Source organism: Janthinobacterium sp. SUN100, assembly GCF_030397705.1.
In the GTDB taxonomy this organism is placed as follows: domain Bacteria; phylum Pseudomonadota; class Gammaproteobacteria; order Burkholderiales; family Burkholderiaceae_D; genus Janthinobacterium; species Janthinobacterium kumbetense.
This window is the reverse complement of the sequence record NZ_JAPUBU010000001.1, coordinates 2,643,969-2,663,780: the sequence shown is the minus strand read 5'-3', so window position 1 is coordinate 2,663,780 and position 19,812 is coordinate 2,643,969. Positions and strand designations below refer to the sequence as shown.

The 19,812-nt window shown below is 58.6% G+C and carries 15 protein-coding genes and 1 pseudogene; 9 read left to right on the top strand and 7 right to left on the bottom strand.

From position 1 onward, the window contains the following. Positions 1 to 4 precede the first annotated feature (4 nt). From O0881_RS11710 to O0881_RS11695, 4 genes and pseudogenes are all read left to right on the top strand, one after another. Positions 5 to 565 (top strand): sugar transferase, encoded by a 561-nt coding sequence (locus O0881_RS11710; protein WP_289911363.1) that lies wholly within the window; start codon positions 5 to 7, stop codon positions 563 to 565. A 115-nt stretch (positions 566 to 680) separates the two neighbouring features. Then, positions 681 to 2,618, top strand: a complete 1,938-nt coding sequence (locus tag O0881_RS11705; protein ID WP_289911362.1) for a nucleoside-diphosphate sugar epimerase/dehydratase — start codon at positions 681 to 683, stop codon at positions 2,616 to 2,618. 98 nt (positions 2,619 to 2,716) lie between these two features. Then, positions 2,717 to 3,973 carry a lipopolysaccharide biosynthesis protein gene (locus O0881_RS11700; protein ID WP_289911361.1) on the top strand — a complete coding sequence of 419 codons (1,257 nt, stop codon included), beginning with the start codon at positions 2,717 to 2,719 and terminating at the stop codon, positions 3,971 to 3,973. A gap of 511 nt (positions 3,974 to 4,484) precedes the next feature. Further along, positions 4,485 to 4,692, top strand: a pseudogene (locus tag O0881_RS11695) (integrase core domain-containing protein); the annotation flags it as partial. A gap of 31 nt (positions 4,693 to 4,723) precedes the next feature. Here O0881_RS11695 and O0881_RS11690 read toward each other — a convergent pair. Beyond that, entirely contained in the window at positions 4,724 to 5,617 is an 894-nt protein-coding gene (locus O0881_RS11690; RefSeq protein ID WP_289911360.1) for a sulfurtransferase, read from the bottom strand. A gap of 213 nt (positions 5,618 to 5,830) precedes the next feature. Between O0881_RS11690 and dnaE the strand changes: the two genes are divergently transcribed. Further along, complete coding sequence (gene dnaE / locus O0881_RS11685) at positions 5,831 to 9,370, top strand: DNA polymerase III subunit alpha (RefSeq protein WP_289911359.1); 3,540 nt, start codon at positions 5,831 to 5,833, stop codon at positions 9,368 to 9,370. Between the two features lie 63 nt (positions 9,371 to 9,433). On the opposite strand, the gene O0881_RS11680 is transcribed toward dnaE, so the two are convergent. The 4 genes from O0881_RS11680 to O0881_RS11665 form a co-directional block, all read right to left on the bottom strand. Next, positions 9,434 to 9,664 carry a DUF6139 family protein gene (locus tag O0881_RS11680; RefSeq protein ID WP_289911358.1) on the bottom strand — a complete coding sequence of 77 codons (231 nt, stop codon included), beginning with the start codon at positions 9,662 to 9,664 and terminating at the stop codon, positions 9,434 to 9,436. Positions 9,665 to 9,846: 182 nt separating this feature from the next. Beyond that, positions 9,847 to 10,851, bottom strand: coding sequence for a VirK/YbjX family protein (locus tag O0881_RS11675; RefSeq protein WP_289911357.1), 1,005 nt, complete (start codon positions 10,849 to 10,851; stop codon positions 9,847 to 9,849). Positions 10,852 to 10,900: 49 nt separating this feature from the next. Next, positions 10,901 to 11,449 carry a universal stress protein gene (locus O0881_RS11670; protein ID WP_289911356.1) on the bottom strand — a complete coding sequence of 183 codons (549 nt, stop codon included), beginning with the start codon at positions 11,447 to 11,449 and terminating at the stop codon, positions 10,901 to 10,903. Between the two features lie 104 nt (positions 11,450 to 11,553). Further along, on the bottom strand, positions 11,554 to 12,375 hold the full coding sequence (locus O0881_RS11665; protein WP_289911355.1) for a MipA/OmpV family protein: 822 nt from the start codon (positions 12,373 to 12,375) through the stop codon (positions 11,554 to 11,556). A gap of 157 nt (positions 12,376 to 12,532) precedes the next feature. Here O0881_RS11665 and O0881_RS11660 point away from each other — a divergent pair, with 157 nt between their 5' ends. The 4 genes from O0881_RS11660 to O0881_RS11645 all read left to right on the top strand — a co-directional run bounded on the left by O0881_RS11660 (position 12,533) and on the right by O0881_RS11645 (position 16,916). Next, on the top strand, positions 12,533 to 13,219 hold the full coding sequence (locus O0881_RS11660; RefSeq protein ID WP_289911354.1) for a response regulator: 687 nt from the start codon (positions 12,533 to 12,535) through the stop codon (positions 13,217 to 13,219). Continuing rightward, positions 13,216 to 14,604 carry an ATP-binding protein gene (locus O0881_RS11655; RefSeq protein WP_289911353.1) on the top strand — a complete coding sequence of 463 codons (1,389 nt, stop codon included), beginning with the start codon at positions 13,216 to 13,218 and terminating at the stop codon, positions 14,602 to 14,604. Before O0881_RS11660 ends, O0881_RS11655 begins: the two co-directional genes overlap by 4 nt. 118 nt (positions 14,605 to 14,722) lie before the next feature. Beyond that, the gene (locus O0881_RS11650; RefSeq protein WP_289911352.1) at positions 14,723 to 16,318 is read left to right on the top strand and encodes an ATP-binding protein; all 1,596 of its coding nucleotides are present in this window, start codon (positions 14,723 to 14,725) and stop codon (positions 16,316 to 16,318) included. Further along, positions 16,305 to 16,916, top strand: a complete 612-nt coding sequence (locus tag O0881_RS11645; protein WP_077408234.1) for a response regulator — start codon at positions 16,305 to 16,307, stop codon at positions 16,914 to 16,916. Before O0881_RS11650 ends, O0881_RS11645 begins: the two co-directional genes overlap by 14 nt. A gap of 15 nt (positions 16,917 to 16,931) precedes the next feature. Here the strand turns inward: O0881_RS11645 and O0881_RS11640 are convergent, their stop codons facing one another. Together O0881_RS11640 and msbA are read right to left on the bottom strand one after the other, a co-directional pair. After that, complete coding sequence (locus O0881_RS11640; RefSeq protein WP_289911351.1) at positions 16,932 to 18,032, bottom strand: glycosyltransferase family 9 protein; 1,101 nt, start codon at positions 18,030 to 18,032, stop codon at positions 16,932 to 16,934. A gap of 35 nt (positions 18,033 to 18,067) precedes the next feature. Then, positions 18,068 to 19,801 carry a lipid A export permease/ATP-binding protein MsbA gene (gene msbA / locus O0881_RS11635; RefSeq protein ID WP_289911350.1) on the bottom strand — a complete coding sequence of 578 codons (1,734 nt, stop codon included), beginning with the start codon at positions 19,799 to 19,801 and terminating at the stop codon, positions 18,068 to 18,070. Positions 19,802 to 19,812: the final 11 nt, after the last annotated feature.

Here is a 19,812-nt window from a genome sequence, read left to right as displayed (position 1 = left end):
GTATATGAAAAGGTTATTTGATCTGGTGTTTGTTTTGTTTTCTTTATGTATATTTTTTATCCCGCTACTTTTGGTGGCAGTTTTTGTTCGATTAACATCACCAGGGCCTGTACTGTACTGGTCGGACCGGATCGGCAAGCATAATAAAATCTTCAAAATGCCGAAATTCCGGACCATGTGTGTTGATACGCCTGCGGTGGCGACGCATTTGCTGACCGACCCAGCGCGGTTCTTGACCCCACCCGGTTCGTTCTTGCGTAAATCAAGTCTGGATGAGTTACCGCAATTGTGGAGTATCTTTACGGGAGACATGAGTGTGGTTGGGCCACGGCCGGCCTTATTTAATCAGGAAGACCTGATCAGCCTGCGCACGCAGCAAGGCGTAGATGCGATACCGCCTGGCCTGACTGGCTGGGCGCAGGTGAATGGGCGGGACGAGTTACCGATCCCTGACAAGGTCAAATTGGATGTTGAGTATCTACATCGGCAATCATTTTTCTTCGACTTGAAAATTGTATTGATGACTTTGGTCAAAGTGCTACGGCGGGACGGAATCAAGCATTGACTTGCAGGATTTTTCGGGCACAGGGTATGGATTACATCGGCATTGGTAATGGTGCTCAATTGTAAGACAGTCCGTATCTGGCTTCTCACGATCTCTATTTTATTGGTTATCATTAATGACGTTGTTATTAAATTCTCCTCGCCTGCATAAGCAGACCGTTGCAGTTACGGCGGATCTAATTTTTTTGCCATTGACTTTTTTGGTGGCAATCTTTTTGCGCTTTGATGGTTTCACTGTTGCGATCGTCCGTCCGTATATCTGGCTCATCGCGATTGCCCCGTTGATCTCGATTCCGATTTTTATCAAATTGGGACTGTATCGGGCGGTTATCCGCTTCATCGACTATAAAATAGTCTACATGGTGCTGTTCGGCGTCACTTTTTCTGTTGCCGCGCTGTTGGCGTTGACGGTCTTCACCACTAGCATGGCTGGTTTGTCGCGTGGCGTCTTCGGTATTTACTGGGGCGGTGCTATCATGTATGTCGCTGCCAGCCGCTTTGCCGCGCGTGGTTATTTTGCGCATGCCAGTAAGGTTGTCGATAGTGTCCGTGTCGCCATTTATGGCGCTGGTGTTTCTGGAAGTCAACTTGCGCAAGCCTTGAGCCACGCCGGAGAATATCGTCCTGTCATGTTTGTTGACGATAAGAAGGAGTTGCAGGGAGCAACCATTGCGGGCATTCGGGTATATGCTCCGGAAGCGCTACAGGAAATGGCGGCCAGCAAGAAAATCACCAAGATATTGGTTGCAATGCCATCCTTGTCTAAGGCACAACAGCGCCGTATTCTTGACAAGCTTGAACCACTCAAGATCAAAACCCTAGTGGCGCCGCCTATCAAGAACCTAATTAGTGGTTCGGCGAGTCTACAAGATATGCGTGAAATCGAGATTGAAGATTTGCTCGGCCGCGATGCGGTTGAACCCAATCATGATTTGATGGCGATGCATATCGCTGGAAAATCTGTGATGGTGACTGGGGCCGGTGGTTCGATCGGTTCCGAATTGTGCCGTCAGATATTGCGTCAGCGGCCCGCCCAAATGATCTTGTTGGAAATGTCAGAGTTTGCCTTGTATTCGATCGAACAAGAATTACAAGGCTTACGGACCGCGCTCAATAGTGATGTTGATCTGAAACCATTTCTCGGTTCTGTGCTGGAAACGCAAAAGTGTGAAAAAATCTTGCGTACATTCGGTGTTGAAACGGTATATCACGCTGCCGCGTACAAGCATGTACCATTAGTGGAGCATAACCCGATCGAGGGAATACGAAATAATGCTCTTGGCACCTTAAGTATGGCGCGGGCGGCAATAGCAGCGAATGTCAAACGTTTCGTTTTGATCTCCACTGATAAAGCGGTACGTCCGACGAATGTAATGGGCGCGACCAAGAGGCTCGCCGAACTGATTTTGCAAGCCTTCGCTCGTAAACAGGATCAGACCCGATTTTGTATGGTTCGCTTTGGAAATGTACTGGGGTCTTCTGGTTCCGTTGTTCCGCTGTTTCGTAAACAAATTATGGCAGGCGGCCCAATCACCGTCACCCATCCTGAAATCACACGTTATTTTATGACAATACCAGAGGCTGCACAACTGGTATTGCAGGCTGGCGCGATGGGCTCTGGTGGCGATGTGTTTGTGCTTGACATGGGCGTGCCGGTGAAAATTGTCGATCTGGCAAAGCGTATGGTGCATTTGAGTGGCCTGGAGGTGCGAAGCGAATTGACGCCGGAAGGTACGATAGAGATTCAACACATAGGCTTGCGCCCCGGAGAGAAATTATACGAAGAATTGTTGATTGGTGAAAACGTCGAAGGTACCGAGCACCCGTTGATTATGCGTGCGCAAGAAGCGGAAATACCCTGGAGTCAATTGGATGGTTTGCTGACGGAATTGACTTATGCTTGTGAGAAATTCGATCACGAGGCCGTGCGTGTTTTGTTATTGCGAGTGGTTTCGGAATATGCGCCCCAATGTGATATTGAAGATTTAATTTGGTGTGCGCATAGAAAAGGCGATATGCGACGATCAATCGCGGCAACACCTGCTTTGTACTGAAAATGAAAGCTAACTGTGTCTGAGATAGTGCAGTGCATAGAGCTATGCAATACAATGCGTAGCATCGTATATTGTTTTATAATTGACAAAAAAGATCTATGAAAAATTTGGATGAATTAAAGCCTGATAGTGCCAATAACAATGCTCACCTGATTTTTTTGAGCGATATATTGAGTATATTGTGGCGAGCGCGCAAACCTATTTTTGGTTGCATGGCTTTGGCTGCGGTTTTGGGTGGGGCATACACACTATCGACTGCACAGTATAAAAGCGAGGCTTTTCTGCAGTTTGGCGGTGCTATTCCGATGTCCAAAGAAAAGATTGATCAGGATACCAATCCCGGTATTAAGATTGATCAGGATGCCAGTCCGGGTATTTCACTTGCTGATTATAAGCGTTATGCTGCATTGTTTAGCACCAGCGGGCGTTTTGACGAGTTTGTACAGCAGAGTAAGATGACGGACGTAGCCTCAGTTGGTAGTTTGAGAAGAGCATTTCTGTCCAAAGAAATTGTTTCGTCATTATTTGATCCGGTGTATTCCTATACCAAGACCGATGCCAAAGAATTGATGACTCAGCCTAAAGATGGCGCAAACAACGTTATTGGCTTGCGTATTAAGTATGAAACTGGCAATCCTCAGGATGCGCAAAACATGGTCAGGCTTCTGGGACGCTATGCGATGGATAGCATAATTTATTTAATCTATTCGGATGACTTGCGTTTCAAGCATACTGAAATAACGGCAAAAATTTCCAAACTCGATAATAAGATGATTGAGTTAAAGGAAAAAATGGAGATGTACAAGCGCAAAGGCGTTACATTGAAGCAGATCGTTGCCCAATATCCTGAATCAAATAGACAGGCGGTTAATCAAGTACTATCGGTTACTCCTGAAAATTCACGCTATCTGTCACCGCTTACTCACCTGATGTCAAACGAGGTCGATACTCTGAGCACCAGTGAGGATATTATCGAGTTAAGACGGGAGCAACAACAAAACCTCTTGTTGCTTGAGTATGTCGACAAGGCAAAAGCATTGCTCGACACCAACAAGTCTGGTGAATCGATTTTGCGTGAATTGGATGGTATTAAAGACAGCGTCTTCAAGAATAAAGACATGGGCAATGAGGTAGTGAAGGAGGTCTATAATAAAATCAGTATCGGGAATCAGACTGCAGTGAATTTGTATCTGGAAAAGACCCGGTTTATTGCTGGTCCTAGCCTGCCCGAGCGCCGTTCAAGCCGTTTGGGGCCTGCGCTAATATTAAGTATGCTGATTGGTTTACTGATCTCCTCGATCTTGGTATTGGGTTATCACTGGTGGCTGAATGTCATTCGGAAAAAGAGCGTCTGAGGCCGGGAGTTACGCCTGATTTTTTACTTATCGTGTCGCCTCTTTCTCGACAAGCGTTTCAGGCGCGACGTTTGAGAGTGCCGAACAGAACGTTCAGAGCCAGGCAACACAGCGTTGCCATGGACGTTTTGTAAGGCGCGCTCAAGCCTTATCACTCAAGTTTTATTTTTACCGTTGACCCGTTCTGAAATAAGTTGACACTTTTTCGATGAAGAGAAGGGATGTCAACAGGCTGGCGCAAAAGCGGCATGGAATACAAGGTCGTTCGACGGTTTTGGTATGGTGTTGTAAACATGGCCTGCAGGATGCTATGCCCAAGAGGTTGAGGCAAACGGGGGGGGCGATGACGGATGAACAGTTCAAGCTACGGATGCGAGAACAAAGTATCAAGGAATTGGAACGTTAATTCAAAGAAGAAAAAGAGAGGTCGGCGCTGTTCGAGGCAGTCATCGACGTCATGAGTGACGAGTACGGGGTGGTGACCAAAATCATTTTGGCAGACCGTCTGTTGACTTGCTCAAGGACGGATGGTTACGACTACTATCAGAATGCGCTGGCTTAACGGATCAGCGGTATTCTGAAAAGGCGAATTCTTGCTGAATCGACCTACAGACCTGAAACAGGCGAGCAAAATGGTGGTGCAATCGGTGCGGATCTATAACCAGGAACGGCCGCACACGATCTTGCAATACAGAATGCCCGATGCGGTGGATCAGGCGTGTATGCAGCAAGAAACACTGTCAACCTATTTTAGGACTTGGACACGTAGCAGTGCGGGCAAGACACTTCATACACATATTCCGGCGCCAGCTGCTGGCGCGGCGTGACGACGGCGCGGCAGACGAAACATTGCACGGTTTCCGTCGGTTCCAGTTTCGGGTTCAGCGCCGTGCGGTAGTCGAAGACGAAGCAGTCGCCCGTGTAGTGCTCGCCGCCGACCTCTTCGAAGTATTTCAGGATGCCGCCGTCAAGCTGGTACACGCTGTCGTAGCCGATTTCCTTCATGTGGATGGCCGCCTTTTCGCAGCGGATGCCGCCCGTGCAGAAGGTGACGACGGTCTTGCCTTCCAGCTCATCCTTGTGCGCGGCAGCCACGGCCGGGAATTCCGTGAACTTGTCGATACGGTAATCAAGTGTGTTGTTGAACGTGCCCACATCCACTTCAAAGGCGTTGCGCGTTTCCATCATGACCACGGGTTTGCCCGCATCGTCGACGCCGGCGTCGAGCCAGCGCTTGAGCGTATGCGCGTCGACGGACGGGGCGCGGCCCAGTTCCGGCTTGATCAGCGGCATGCGCATGGTGATGATTTCTTTTTTCAGCTTGACCAGCATGCGCTTGTGCGATTGTTCGTTCGATAAGCTTTCCTTCCACTCCAGATCGGCTAGACGCGCGTCGCTGCGGACCCAGGCGAGGAAGGCATCGATATGCTCGCGCGTGCCCGACAGGAACATGTTGATGCCTTCCGGCGTCAGCAGGATCGTTCCCTTCAGTTCCAGAGCCAGGCATTGCTCCTGATACAAGGGACGCATGGCTTCCGTATCGTCGAGCGTAATGAATTTATACGCGGCGATATTGACAAACGTGGTGGCGGACGGGCTGACGGCGGCGGAAACGGCGGGTGTTGCTGGGGTGAAGGCTTGCATGATGGCGATCGGGTTAGACTGAACAGCCGATATTATAAGCCCGACAGGCCTGGCGGGATACCCGGCCGGCCACGTTTTGCCGTGCCGGCGGGCTGTGCACGGCAGGAATTTCTTGCCTGCAATAGGGGGCCGCACCGCCGGTCCGGGGCCGCGACGCGGTAGAATAGACCCCATTGAATTTTGCACGAAACGGTACACAGGATGGAAATGGTAATGCAAGAGGCCGGCGCTCCGGCAGGTTCACAGCAAGCGATGCAGCCCGGTCCTGCCTTCGTCCATTTGCGCGTGCACTCGGAGTACTCGATCGTCGATGGCCTGGTGCGCATCGACGACGTGGTCAAGGCGGCGGCGAAGGACAAGCAGGTGGCGCTGGCCGTCACCGACCTGTCGAACCTGTTTGGCATGGTCAAGTTCTACAAGGAAGCGCGCGGCAAGGGCATCAAGCCCATCGTCGGCGTCGACGTGTGGATCACGAATGACGACAACCGCGAAAAGCCGTCGCGGCTGCTGCTGCTGGCGAAGAACCGCATGGGCTATCTGCAACTGTGCGAATTGCTGTCGACGGCCTGGCTGACGAACCAGTACAAGGGCCGCGCCGAGCTGCGCATCGAATGGCTGCAGGCGCTGGCGACGAATACCTATGAGCTGTATCCGGGCGAAAGTGCGGCCAATGGCTTGATCGTGCTGTCTGGCGCGCACTTCGGCGACGTCGGTATCGCCATCGAAAATGGCAACCTGGCCCTGGCCGAGCGCAATGCGCAGCGCTGGGCCGAGATTTTCCCCGGCCATTTCTATGTGGAAATCCAGCGCGGCGGCCAGGCCAACCAGGAAGCGCAGGTACGCCATGCGGTGGCGCTGGCGGCCAAGCTGGGCTTGCCCGTGGTGGCCACGCATCCCGTGCAATTTATTTCCCCAGAGGAATTTATTGCCCACGAAGCCCGCACCTGTATCGCCGAAGGCGAAATGCTGGCCAACGCCAAGCGGGTCAAGCGCTTCAATGACAGCCAGCGCTTCCTGTCGCAGGCCGACATGGCGGAGCTGTTCGCCGACTTGCCGGCCGCGCTGGCCAATTCCGTGGAAATCGCCAAGCGCTGCAATCTGACCTTGACCCTGGGCAAGCCGCAATTGCCGAACTTCCCCACGCCGGACGGCATGACGATCGACCAGTTCCTCGTCGCCGAATCGCAGGCGGGCCTGGAAAAACGGTTGCTGCAGCTGTATCCCGATCCGGAAAAGCGCGAAAAGGAGCGTCCGCGCTACGAGTCGCGCCTGAAATTCGAGACGGACACGATCTGCAACATGAAGTTCCCCGGCTACTTCCTGATCGTGGCCGAGTTTATCCAGTGGGCCAAGGAAAACGGCGTGCCCGTCGGCCCGGGCCGCGGTTCGGGCGCCGGTTCGCTGGTGGCGTATTCGCTGCTGATTACCGATCTTGATCCATTGCAATACAACCTGCTGTTCGAGCGCTTCCTGAATCCCGAACGCGTCTCGATGCCCGACTTCGATATTGACTTTTGCCAGGAGGGGCGCGACAGAGTCATCCAGCACGTCAAGGATTTGTATGGCAAGGAGGCCGTCTCGCAGATCGCTACCTTCGGTACCATGGCGGCCAAGGGCGCGATCCGCGACGTGGGCCGCGTGATGGATTTCGGCTATAACTTCTGCGACGGCATCTCCAAGCTGATCCCGTTCAAGCCCGGCAAACCCGTGTCGATCGCCGACGCCATCGAGGAAGAACCGCTGCTCAAGGAACGCCTGGAAAACGAGGAAGAGGTCAAGCAGCTGCTGGACCTGGCGCAGCAAGTCGAAGGCATCACGCGCAATATCGGCATGCACGCGGGGGGCGTGCTGATCGCTCCCGGCAAGCTGACGGATTTCTGCCCGCTGTACACGCAGGGTGGCGACTCGGGCGTCGTGTCGCAGTACGACAAGGACGACGTGGAAGCCGTCGGCCTCGTGAAGTTCGACTTTTTGGGCTTGACCACGCTGACGATTCTCGACCGCGCCGTGCGCTACATCAAGCAGCTTGATCCGGCGCAAGCCAATTTCGATCTGGCCACCTTGCCGCTGAACGACAAGCCATCGTACGACCTGCTGACCAAGGCCAAGACCGTGGCCGTGTTCCAGCTGGAGTCGCGCGGCATGCAGGGCATGCTGAAAGATGCGCGTCCCGACCGTTTCGAAGACATTATCGCGCTCGTGGCGTTGTACCGTCCGGGCCCGATGGACCTGATTCCGGATTTCTGCAAGCGCAAGCACGGCGAACGCTTCGATTATCCCGATCCGCGTACGGAATCGATTCTGTCCGAAACCTACGGCATCATGGTGTATCAGGAGCAGGTGATGCAGATGGCGCAGATCGTCGGCGGCTACTCGCTGGGCGGCGCTGACATGTTGCGCCGCGCCATGGGTAAAAAGAAAGCCGAAGAGATGGCCGAGCACCGCGAGATCTTCCGCGCCGGTGCGGCGAAGGATGGCTTGACGGCGGAAAAGGCCGACGAGATCTTCGATTTGATGGAAAAGTTCGCCGGCTACGGTTTCAACAAATCGCACGCCGCCGCCTACGCCTTGCTGTCATACCACACGGCTTACCTGAAGGCGCACCACACGGCCGCCTTCATGGCCGCCAACTTGTCGCTGGCCATGGACGACACGGACAAGATCAAGATCCTGGTGGAAGACTCGCTGGAAATCTGCAAGCTGACCTTGTTGCCGCCGGATATCAACGAATCCGATTACCGCTTCATGCCGAGCGGCGCTGCGCCATCCGTGAGCGGCAAGAAAGTCACGCAGATCCGCTATGGCCTGGGCGCCGTGAAGGGCTCGGGCCAGAATGCCATCGAAGCCATCATCGCCGCGCGCGAGGTGGGCGGGCCATTCACCAGCCTGTTCGATTTCTGCAAGCGCGTTGATAAAAAGCAAATCAACCGCCGCACCATCGAATCCCTGATTCGCAGCGGTGCCTTCGATTGCCTGAAGGTCGACCGCGCCATCCTGCTTGCGTCCGTGGCGTTCGCCATGGAGTGCGCCGACCAGGCGGCCAAGGCGGCGAACCAGGTGAGCCTGTTCGGCGGCGACGACAGCGACATGGTGGCGCCGCCCGAGTACGTCAAGGTGCCCGTATGGACGGACAAACAGCGCCTGACGGAAGAAAAGATCGCGCTGGGCTTCTACCTGTCCGGCCACCTGTTCGACTCGTATGCGCCCGAGGCACGCCGTTTTGCCCGCACGAAACTATCGGAACTGTCGCCGTCGCGCGAACCGCGCATGATGGCGGGCGTCATCACGGGCTTGCGCACGCAGATGACGCAGCGCGGCAAGATCCTCATCGTCACGCTCGACGACAAGAGCGGCACGGTGGAAGTGACGGTGTACGGTGAATTGTTCGATTCCAACCGGAAAATCTTCAAGGAAGATGAATTCCTCGCCGTCGTGGGCAAGGTGTCGGAAGACCGCTTTTCGGGCGGCTTGCGCATCACGGCCGAGAGCGCCTTCGACATCATCTCCGCGCGCGTGCAGTATGGCCGCCAGCTGGGCTTGACTCTGCCCACGACGCTGGACATGAAACGCATCAGCGACGTGATCATGCCGCACCGGGCTGCGGATGGATTGCCGATCGCCGCCAAGGTCAGCCCGCAAGGCGTCAGTTGCGTGCTGCAGTTCGGGGACGAATGGAAAGTGGCACCATCGGATGAATTGCAGATGGCGCTGGAGCAAATGCTGGGTGCGCAAGAAGTGGCGGTCGAATACTGACCGGTACTGCCCGGCGCATGCAACAAAGCCAAACCGCAGACATGCTGGTTTGGCTTTTTTTGTTTACATGTCTTTCAGGCCCGTGATCGCATAGCCCTTGGCGGCGATCTGCTGGTGCGGCTGTTCGATATGGTAGTTGGGCAAGATCTCGGCATCGTCGGCCACTTCACTGGCGCGTACTTCCAGCTGCCAGTCGGTATTGGTAACTTCTTCCGGAATGAGCTTTCCTTCCGGCACGGCGAGGTAGGAAAAAATGCCGCCGTGCTCGGCCCGGCGGTAGATGTCTACGCGCATGACTTGCCTCCTAGTAAGCGTTGGGGGAACCGGCGCGCCAGGAATGCACACCGATCTTGCTAGCGTAACAGGAATGTGCGGCGCATGGTTTTTGCGCACGTGCGGGAGGCGAACTGGGGTATTGCGTGGCGGAATGAATGCGGGCGCGGGGGCGGGGCGCCTGGCCAATACCAGGGAGAGGGTCAGGTTGCGGCGGAAAAGTGCTCGTCGTCGAATTCGGCCGGATGCTGGGTGTCATTGGCGGCCATGGCGATGCCGGGCACGGCGACGTGGACATGGCTGCGATGCGATGCTAGGCCGTTGCGCAGGCTGTCGATCATGTTCAAGGTCAGTTCGTGGCGCTTGCGTGCTTCCGAACGTTTTTTGGAAGCGATCTCTTCGAGGGCGAGCGCGGGAAGAGTTTCGCATGGCAACTCAAAGTCGCCATCGCTGCGGGCCGTGGCGCCAAGTTCTTGCCACAATGCATTGTAGTCAGCGAGCAGCCGGCCATTCTTCTTTGCCGAATGGTGGCCGGCCCGGTTGGCATTGCCTACCAGAAGCATGGTTCGGCAACCGTGCTCGTATGCCAGTTGACGTACCAGGCGTATCATCAGGAACTTGGGGCGCATGCCGTGCAGGTCGCGCGTGGCTTCGCGCACGCGGCGCAAGCCTTCCGCGCCCTGCGGACCCTGGATGCAGCCGATGCCCACACCGGTATCGCTGGGTGCGCGCGTGCGGCAGCCGAAGAAGGTAAAGACCACTGTGTAGAGCACATCGTCATCATGGATCAGTTGCAAGACCATCTCGCCTTCGCGGTCCATGCGGAACAGCGAAGACAGGCGCAGATGGTAGAGCGAACCGGATTTTCCCGGTACCATGGCGAGAAAGACCGGTTGGTGTGCAGCTTGTACCATCAGCTTGCCCCAGCCTTGCTGCAGGATGAAGTGATAGTGGTCGACCAGCATGGAGACTCGTTGCTGGCAGGACAGGCTTTTGCTCAGGTAATGCCGGTACACCTTGTGGACCAGGCGCGGGTAGGCTTGCAACAGGTCGCCAAAGACGGGGTGGGAATTGAGCAACTTGAGCCAGATGCGGGTCTGCCGCTGCTGCAGGCGTGCCCGCAATTGCAGTTTGAACAGCTCGCGCAGGCGGGCGATGCCCGGGGGCATATTGGTGAGACCAGCATGCAGAGTAATTGCTTGTGTCATCAGGCATTTTCCTTGGTGAATGGGAACGGTGGTGGCTGCGGGCCGTGCATTAGCGCAGCGGCGGGTAGCTCATGCCATCGGTATTGGCCAGCAGCACGGTGGCGCTACGGCTGGCGCGGGCCAGCTTGCGCGCCAGGGCGTCCGAGAATCGGTTTCGCCAGGAACTTTTCTTAATGGCAGGTAAGACAATTTCATGGCATCCCAGCATTTCGGCCGTGTCGAGTATCGTAAAAATGATTTCGCCGGAAAAAATGTGGGTGGTGAAGTCAATATGTGAACGGCTCAGGTACAAGCCGGCCTCGTGCATGATTTGCTCGGTTGCCAGCGTGAGCGTACTGCCGGCGTCTTCAGCTGCGCCTTGCTGCGGCAGGCCTGTGGCAGGGCGTGCCTGCGCTGGCGTCACATGCAGCAGGCTGACACTCACGCATATCCCCCATTCCTGTAGCCGCTTGGCGTAGCGCGCACCAAAGACGATGTCGCTGGCCCGTTTGACCGGCAGCAGGAGCTGCAGCGTATCCTGGCTCCCGGTGCCGTGGGTGGCCGCGGCGCTGTCTGGGGCGCGGTCATGGCGTTGCGGAGCAAGGCGCGAAGCATGCATGGAGGGACGTCAAGGGAAGGGGGAAACCGCGCCATCTTATCGGTGCCCTTTCCCTCTGTAAATTGGCGAAACAGCGTACGGGTTTCCCTTATGCCGTCACGGTTTTAATAGCGGTAGGTGACGTACACGGCGCCGACCGGGGAGGTCTTGCGCTGCACGATGGGGCTCTTGGCCGCGTCGCCCAGGCGGCTCTCGACGCCGACCAGGGTATTGATGCCCCAGCGCGCATCGAAGCGGTGCTCCCAGTTGATGGTGGCCTGTGCTTCATAGAAACCGCCCTTGGGCGTGTATTGCTTGAACGAGGTGTTCGCGGCCTGGGTGGCCGTCACGCCATACATGGTCTGCACGTACTTGCGCTCGCCCCAGCCCAGCTGGCCGCCGATGGTCACGCTGTCCTGCTGCGCGCCCTTGGCATCGGTCCGGCCGTAGATCTGGCCCGTCGCGCCGAAATGCACATTCGCGCCATTTTCGCGGTTTGACAGGGGAATGTCGCTCGACACGCTCAGCGACAGGCCCGGCAAGGGCGAATACCCCGCGCTGAGCAGAGCGCTGGCGTTGCCCTTGACTTCGCCCATGCCCTTCAGGTAGTCGCTGCCGCCCCAGCCATTGGCGCCATTGCGCTTGTGGTCTTCGCGGTTGCCGCGGTAGCCCAATGCCGCGCTGTAGCTGAAGGGGCCGGCCTGGCCGCCATAGCCGATGCCGCGCGAAGTGCTGAAGAACAGGCCATTGGCCATGGCGTAATCGAGGATGATCAGGGGCGAGGCCGACAGCTTGTCGGCGCCGGAATAGCTGGACACGGCAGCGACGCCGCCGCCGATGGTGAAGATATTTTGCGGGGCCGGTTCGGCCGCGGCGGCGGCCAGCGGGTTGAGGATCATGCCGCTGGCGAGTGCCAGCGCGGTCAGCAGGGTTGTGGGTGCGTGCATGGAATTTTCCGTCAGGTGGAGAACCGAGTCCGGAGTGGCTCGATTGACTGCCGACAGTATCTATCCTTGCTATGAAGGAAAAATGAGCCTTTTATTAAGATTGGATGAAGAGCGCTTCTTTACCCATTCTTCAGCTTGCGGTGGTTTAATACTCACCATGAAGATACTGCTGATTGAAGACGATATGGACCTGGGCAATGGCGTGCGGATCGCCCTGCGCGACCAGGGCATGCAAGTGGTCTGGGTGCGCAGCCTGGAGGATGCGGCGCGCAGCATCGAGCACGACAGTTGCGAACTGGTGCTGCTGGACCTGGGCTTGCCCGACGGCGATGGCCTCGATTTGCTGGCCCGGCTGCGCGCGGCGCGCCTGCCGGTGCTGATCCTCAGCGCCCGCGATACGCTGGAGCAGCGCTTGCGGGGCCTGGACGGCGGCGCCGACGATTACCTGGTGAAGCCCTTCGTGCTGGCCGAGCTGCTGTCGCGCGTGCGCGCCTTGGCACGCCGCAGCTATGGTTTCGATGGCGACACCATCGAGTTGCGTGGCCTGCTGTTGCAGGTGCCCACGCGCAGGGTCAGCGTGCATGGGCGGCCTGTGGAACTCACCGCCAGCGAATATGCCCTGCTGAAAACCTTGTTGATGCGCGCCAACCGGGTCATCACGCGCCGCGTGCTGGAAGAGCATATCCTGCCCGGTGGGCTGGCCAATGCCAGCAATACCCTGGATGTGCATATGGGCAACTTGCGCCGCAAGATAGGCGAGGGGTATATCCGTACCGTGCGCGGCGTCGGCTATGTCATCGATCAGCAGGGCGAGACATCCGTCCCGCCGGGTGCCGGCGCATGATGGGGCGTTTCTGGGCCATGCTGCGCCGGCCCACCCTGGTGCGCCGCCTGATGATGGCGCAAATGCTGATGCTGACCGTGCTGTGGAGCCTGGCCGTGGCATATGTGCTGTTCGAGGGCACGAGCGAAGCGAGCAATGTGACCCGCGGGGTCTTGCACGCTATTATCAGCGTGACCGACAACCTGGCCGACCAGCCCGTGCGCCAGGAGCAAAGCTTGCGCGCCATCGACGAAGCCTTGCGCGAGGAATTTGAAATGGGGAAGGTGCCGGAACTGGCGCCGCGCATCCTGGTCTGGCGCGAGGGCAAGCTGGTCTACAAGTCGCCGAGTGCGCCCAGCGGCATCCGCAGCGCCGGCCCGGAACAGATGGAAGTGGTGTACGTCAAGGGCCAGGCCTGGCGCAGCCGCAGCCTGGCCGAAGGGGCCACCCGCGTCACGGTGCTGGAAGTGGGCGGCGCCTGGCAATTTTTCATCACGATCAATTCACGCGGCTACTACCTGCTGCCGTTGCTGATCAGCCTGCCGTTCCTGCTGGTGCCGGCCTGGCTGTCGATCCGCCTTGCCATGCGCCCGTGGCGCAAGGTGGCGCAGGAGGTGGCGGCGCGCGGGCCGCAGGATCTGCGTCCGCTGACGTTCAAGCCGCCGCATGGCGAACTGGCGGCGCTGGTCGACAATATCAATGCCCTGCTGCAGCGGGTCGATGCCAGTGCCGCGCGCGAACGCAGCTTCATCGCCGACGCCACGCATGAGCTGCGCACGCCGCTGGCGGCCATGCGCGTGAATGTCGAGGCCTTGCAGGGACAGGCGCATGATGCACGCCAGCAAGAGTTGCTGGACGGTATCTTGAACAGCGGCAACCGGGCCGCGCGCCTGGTGGGGCAGTTACTGCAGCTGACGCGCAGCGAAGTGCAGGCCGGCGGGGGCGAGCTGCCGCGGCGCCAGGCGCTCGATACCTTGCTGCAAGACCGCCTGGCGGCCCTGTCCGGCCTGGCCCAGGCGGGCGAGATCGAGCTCGAATTGCAAGCTAGCGTTTCGCTCAGCGTGCCCGGTCAGCGCGAGAGCCTCGTGTCGCTGATTGACAATCTGGTGGAAAACGCCATCAAGTACAGCCCGCGCGGCAGCAGCGTGACGGTGTCGCTGCATGCGGAGCGGGGCCAGGCCGTGTTGCATGTGGCCGACCAGGGGCCGGGTATCGCGCCGGCGCTGTATGAACGCGTGTTCGACCGCTTTTTCCGCGCGCCGCAGCAGCCGCAGCCGGGCAGCGGCCTGGGCTTGTCCATCGTCGCTTCCGTCGTGCAACAGCATGGCGGCACGATTCAGTTGCACAGAGGCAATGGTGGCCTGGGCTTGCTGGTGGAGGTGCGCTTGCCGCTGGCCGAGGCCTGATTCTGTCGGCGCGCGTTGCGATATTGCATGAAAATTATTTTGTGTGCTTATAACGCAAGATGGCATGGCGTGGCGCACGCTTGCGATGCATAATGCGGGACAGTTAAAAAACACCGTTATGCGCCCACTCCTGTCCCGCTACCTGCCGTATCCCGCCTTTGTCGGCCTGTATCTGCTGTTTGACTGGGCCACGTATATCGACCCGATGTACGGGCTGAACATCACCCCGTGGAATCCCGATCCCGCGCTGGGCCTGGTATTTTGGCTGATCCACGGCCGCAAGGCGGCGCTGCCGTGGTTTATCGCCCTGGTGGCCGGCGAGGTGCTGGTGCGCGGCATGCCGGCAGGCCTGCCCCTGACCTTGCTCTGTTCGGCGTGGCTGATGCTCGGCTATGGCGGTATCGGCGCAGTCTTGCGCCGCAGTTTCAGCAGCAGCGACATTTTCGACAACCGGCGCCGCCTGAGCGCCTGGGTTGCCATCGTGCTGCTGGGCACCGTGCTCAATGCGCTCGGCTACATTTCCCTGCTGTCGCTGACGGGACGCATCCCGGCCGGCGAATGGGGGACGGCAGTCTGGCGTTTCGGCATCGGCGACATGGTCGGCATGCTGGTATCGATGCCGCTGATCTGGGTGCTGTTCAGCGAGCGGGGGCGCGAACGCCTGCATGCCGCCGTCTGGCGCTGGGAAACCCTGGCGTATCTGGCCCTCGCCAGCTTCGTGCTGTGGAGCCTCTTCGGTTCCATCGTGCGTTCCGAATACAAGCATTTCTATTTTCTGTTTCTTCCCGTGATCTGGGCCGCCTCGCGCCAGGGCTTGCATGGCGCCGTGCTGGCCGTGTTTGTATTGCAGCTGTGCATCATTACCCTGGTGAAATGGACGCATGCGGTAGATATCCAGTTTTATGAATTGCAGCTGCTCGATGCCGTGCTGGCGCTGGTGGGATTTTTTATCGGCATCGTCGTCGATGAAATGCGCCAGGTGGCCGACGAATTGAAACACACGATGCGCCTGGCGGCCGCCGGCGAGATGGCGGCGGCGCTCGCGCATGAGCTGAACCAGCCGCTGACGGCCTTGTCGACCTATGGCAAGGCGTGCGAATACTTGCTGGAACGGGGCGAGACTGGCGCCCTGCTGCAGGGCGCCGTGGGACATATGATCGTCGAATCCGGACGCGCCGCGGACGTGGTGCGCCGCCTGCGCGACTTTTTCCGCACCGGCGCGATGCAGCTCGAAGCGGTGGAGGCGAGCGCCTTGATCGAGGGCATGGCGCGCCAGTTCACGCCGCTGTTTCATGAACATGGCATCGAACTGGTGCTGGCGCCGCCGTCGCCGCTGGCCGTCAACGCCGACCGCCTGCAAATCGAGCTGGTATTGCGTAATTTATTGGCCAATGCGCAGGATGCGGTGATGGGCCAGCCGCGCGGCCGGCGCCGCATCACGGTCTCTGTCGAGCGGCTCGAAGGCGGGCGGCTGCGCCTGTCGGTGGAGGATAGCGGCCCCGGCATTTCCAATAGCCTGGCGGCACGCCTGTTCGAACCGTTCGTCTCGACCAAGGCCAACGGCCTGGGTCTGGGGCTGGTGCTCAGCCGCAGCATCGTCGAAGCGCATGGCGGCCAGCTATGGGCCGAAGTGGGCAGGCATGGCATTTTTCGTTTTGTCCTGCCCCTGGCGCGCGCCAGCGCGGCCGCTACAGGAGAGTATGGTGACAAGTAATTTGACGGTGTTTATCGTGGATGACGACCCCGCCGTGCGCGATGCGCTGGGTTTGCTGCTGGGCATACGCGGCTATCGCACGGCCCTGTTTTCCTGCGGCGAGGATTTCCTGCACAGCTGGCGGCCCGAGTGGGCCGGCTGCCTGCTGATCGATATCCGCATGTCCGGCATGGATGGTCTGAGCCTGCAGCGTCGCTTGCTGGAGCTGAAATGCATGCTGCCCATCATCATTATCACGGGACACGGCGACGTCACCCTGGCACGCCAGGCCTTCAAGGCGCAGGCCAGCGATTTCCTGGAAAAACCGTTTGACCACGACAAGCTGCTGGCCGCCATCGATGAAGCGTTTTCGCGCGAGGCGCATGCGCGCGGCCAATTGCTGCGCCAGGTGGAGGGGCAAGCCTTGCTGCGCGCGCTGACGCCGCGCGAGCGGGAAGTGATGCATCTGGTGGTGACGGGCCAGCACAACCGCGATATCGCCCCGGCACTGGGCATTTCCGTGCGCACGGTGGAAGTGCACAAGGCGCGCCTGATGGACAAGCTGGGTGTCGACAATGTAGCCGACCTTGTGCGCATCAGCATGCTGGGCACCGGCTAGCCGGTGCCGCGTTGCCTAGGCGACGGTCTGCAATACCTGATCGACCGAGATCGCCTTGACCCAGTCGCTGCGCCGGGCCACCGTGATGACGGTGCTGTTGGCGCTGTCGAACGGCGCCCATTCCGGATTCTTCTTGCGCATCAGCGCCACCACGGGCACATGCACGGCGTTCGCCAGGTGCATGATCGACGTTTCCACCGAAATAATCAGGTCGCATTGCGCCAGCATGGCCGGCAGCTGGAAAAAGTTGTCGACGGCGCTGAAGGCTTGCGTACGCGGCAAGCCATGCGCCTGCACGACGGCATTCACCTTGGCCAGTTCCTGCGGCATGGCATTGATCAGGAAACAGGCATTTGCCCACTTTGGCATCGCCTGCATGCGCGCGATCAGTTCGGCGATGCGCTCCAGCGGCCAGCCGCGCTTGTGCGACTTGGCAAACGGATTCAATAGCACCAGCGGACCCTGGCGCGGGGCAAAGCCCCAGGCGGCCAGCTGCTCCTGCGCCTGCTGCAGTGCGTGCTCGGGAATGTGCACGAAGGGATAGCGCTCGGCCTCGGGAATGTCGAGTCCCGTCAATTGACGGAACCAGTCCGCATATACGCTGCTGATATGGTGCTCGCCCGCATCCTGTCCCGCATACGAGGCCAGCACGGCATCGATCTTGCGGTAGGCCAGGTAATGCCAGGGGCGCAGCGGACTGAACGGTTTGCGCGTGCCGATCACCAGCCCGTGCGGGCTGATCGCGCGGGCAAGGTCCGCATACTGCTGTGGCCGCACGTGGGCCAGCGACACGACGACAGGATAGTGTTCCGCCTGCGCTTCGCGCAGTGACTCTTCGTACAGCGCCGGGCTGTAGGTCTTGCGGTACACCTTGGCGAACAGGCCCGATTGTTCCACCCAGTCGTACAGCGAATAGGTGCGCAAGCCTTCCCATTGCCTGGAGTCGGACGTGCGGCGGACTTCATCGACCCACAGGTGGATCTGGATATGGGGATAGGCCGCGGCAAAGGCGCGGAAACCGTTTTGCAGATAGGTAAAGTCTCCCAGCGCCAGATGGGCGATGAAAAGAATTTTGTCCGACTTTTGTAGAAGTTCGGCGGGAATCAAAGGCGTCATGTATCAGTACGATTTCAGGTATTCATTCGATGGCGTCAAACCATTTGCTGGGAAAACTGCAGGCGATGCAGATTGGCATACGCGCCGTTGGCTTCCAATAATTGCTGGTGACTGCCGGTTTCCATTATTTTCCCGTGTGACAATACCACGATACGGTCCGCACGTTCAATTGTTGATAGCCTATGAGCAATAACTAAGGTGGTTTTACCTTGCATCAGGTGCTCCAGTGCCGCTTGCACGGCTCGTTCCGCCTCCGTATCCAGTGCCGAGGTGGCTTCATCTAGGATCAGGATGGGCGCATCCTTGTAGATCGCGCGGGCGATGGCCACGCGCTGGCGCTGGCCGCCGGACAGGCGCGAGCCATTGTCGCCCAGGCGCGTTTCCAGGCCATCGGGCAAGCCGTCGATGACGTCCGAGAGGAAGGCGGCGGCGGCGGCCGCTTCGATACGCTGCCGGTCCGGCGTTGCATCGCCATACGCGATATTGGCGGCCAGGGTATCGTCGAACAGCACCACCTGCTGGCTGACCATGGCGATCTGGCTGCGCAGGCTGGTCAGGGCGATGGCATCGATATTCTGCCCATCGAGCAAGATCTCGCCACTGCTGGCCGAATAAAAACCGGGCAGCAGGCTGACCAGGGTCGATTTGCCGCCGCCGGACATGCCGACAAAGGCGACCGTTTGTCCTGGCGCAATGCTCAGGTCGATGTGCCGCAGAGCCGGCTCCTGATGTCCGGGGTAGGCAAAGCTCACGTCCTTGAATTCGATGCGACCTTTGCTGCGGCCGGCGAGCGGCGTGCCACCCGTGCGTTCCGGCGTCTTGTCGATCAGCTGGAAGACTTCCTCGGCGGCGGCCATGCCGCGCTGCAGGGGACCATTCACCTCGGCCAGCTGTTTTAACGGTGTCAGCAGCATCAACATGGCCGTGATGAAGGATACGAAGCCGCCCACCGTGATTTGGCCCTGCTCCGACTGGAACAGGGCCATCACGATGACCAGGGCCACGGCGGCGGCCGTGATCACCTGGGTGATGGGCACGGTGGCGGAAAAGGTCGTGGTCATGCGCATGCTGTAGCGGCGCAATTGCTCGGCACGCTCTTCGAAGCGCGCTTTTTCGTAGTCCTGGCCGCCAAAGATCTTGATCACCTGCTGGGCGCGCGTGGTTTCCTCGATGACCTGGGTCAGCTCGGCATTGACGGCCAGCGAGTCGCGGTTGAGTTTTTTCAAGCGCTTGCCCGTGGTGCGCACGACGATGGTCAGCAGGGGCAGCAGCACCAGGGTCACGAGGGTCAGCACCCAGTTCAGGTACAGCAGCCACGCCAGCAGGCCCAGCACGGTCAGCGAGGAGCGCACGATCGAGGTAAACACCTTGGTCACCATCTCGATGATCTGCTGCACCTCAAACATGATGGAGTTGATGACCTTGCCCACCGTGTGCGTATTGTAGAAGTCGATGGGCAAGTTGAGCATGCTGGCAAACATCCGGCGCCGCAACTCGTTGAGGATGCGCGTGGAGACATAGCTCATCAGGTAGCTGCTGGCGAACGTCGACGCGCCGCGCATGGCAAAGATGCCGATGACGATCAGCGGCACCAGCCAGAATGAAAAATTCACCTTGCCGCCAAAACCATTGTCGAGCAGCAGTTTGAGCGCATACGGCAGCAGCGGTTCCGTGGCCGCCGTGACGACCATCGCCAGCAGGGCCAGGGCCAGGTGTTTCTTGTAGGGCGCGTGCAGTGCGGTGAGGCGCTTCAGGTCGGGCGTGAGCATCGGTATGGTTC

Coding starts and splice junctions, on each gene's coding strand:
- O0881_RS11710 (WP_289911363.1), top strand. CDS start 5: ATGAAAAGGTTATTTGATCTGGTGTTTGTTTTGTTTTCTTTATGTATA.
- O0881_RS11705 (WP_289911362.1), top strand. CDS start 681: ATGACGTTGTTATTAAATTCTCCTCGCCTGCATAAGCAGACCGTTGCA.
- O0881_RS11700 (WP_289911361.1), top strand. CDS start 2,717: ATGAAAAATTTGGATGAATTAAAGCCTGATAGTGCCAATAACAATGCT.
- O0881_RS11690 (WP_289911360.1), bottom strand. CDS start 5,617: ATGCAAGCCTTCACCCCAGCAACACCCGCCGTTTCCGCCGCCGTCAGC.
- dnaE (WP_289911359.1), top strand. CDS start 5,831: ATGCAAGAGGCCGGCGCTCCGGCAGGTTCACAGCAAGCGATGCAGCCC.
- O0881_RS11680 (WP_289911358.1), bottom strand. CDS start 9,664: ATGCGCGTAGACATCTACCGCCGGGCCGAGCACGGCGGCATTTTTTCC.
- O0881_RS11675 (WP_289911357.1), bottom strand. CDS start 10,851: ATGACACAAGCAATTACTCTGCATGCTGGTCTCACCAATATGCCCCCG.
- O0881_RS11670 (WP_289911356.1), bottom strand. CDS start 11,449: ATGCATGCTTCGCGCCTTGCTCCGCAACGCCATGACCGCGCCCCAGAC.
- O0881_RS11665 (WP_289911355.1), bottom strand. CDS start 12,375: ATGCACGCACCCACAACCCTGCTGACCGCGCTGGCACTCGCCAGCGGC.
- O0881_RS11660 (WP_289911354.1), top strand. CDS start 12,533: ATGAAGATACTGCTGATTGAAGACGATATGGACCTGGGCAATGGCGTG.
- O0881_RS11655 (WP_289911353.1), top strand. CDS start 13,216: ATGATGGGGCGTTTCTGGGCCATGCTGCGCCGGCCCACCCTGGTGCGC.
- O0881_RS11650 (WP_289911352.1), top strand. CDS start 14,723: ATGCGCCCACTCCTGTCCCGCTACCTGCCGTATCCCGCCTTTGTCGGC.
- O0881_RS11645 (WP_077408234.1), top strand. CDS start 16,305: ATGGTGACAAGTAATTTGACGGTGTTTATCGTGGATGACGACCCCGCC.
- O0881_RS11640 (WP_289911351.1), bottom strand. CDS start 18,032: ATGACGCCTTTGATTCCCGCCGAACTTCTACAAAAGTCGGACAAAATT.
- msbA (WP_289911350.1), bottom strand. CDS start 19,801: ATGCTCACGCCCGACCTGAAGCGCCTCACCGCACTGCACGCGCCCTAC.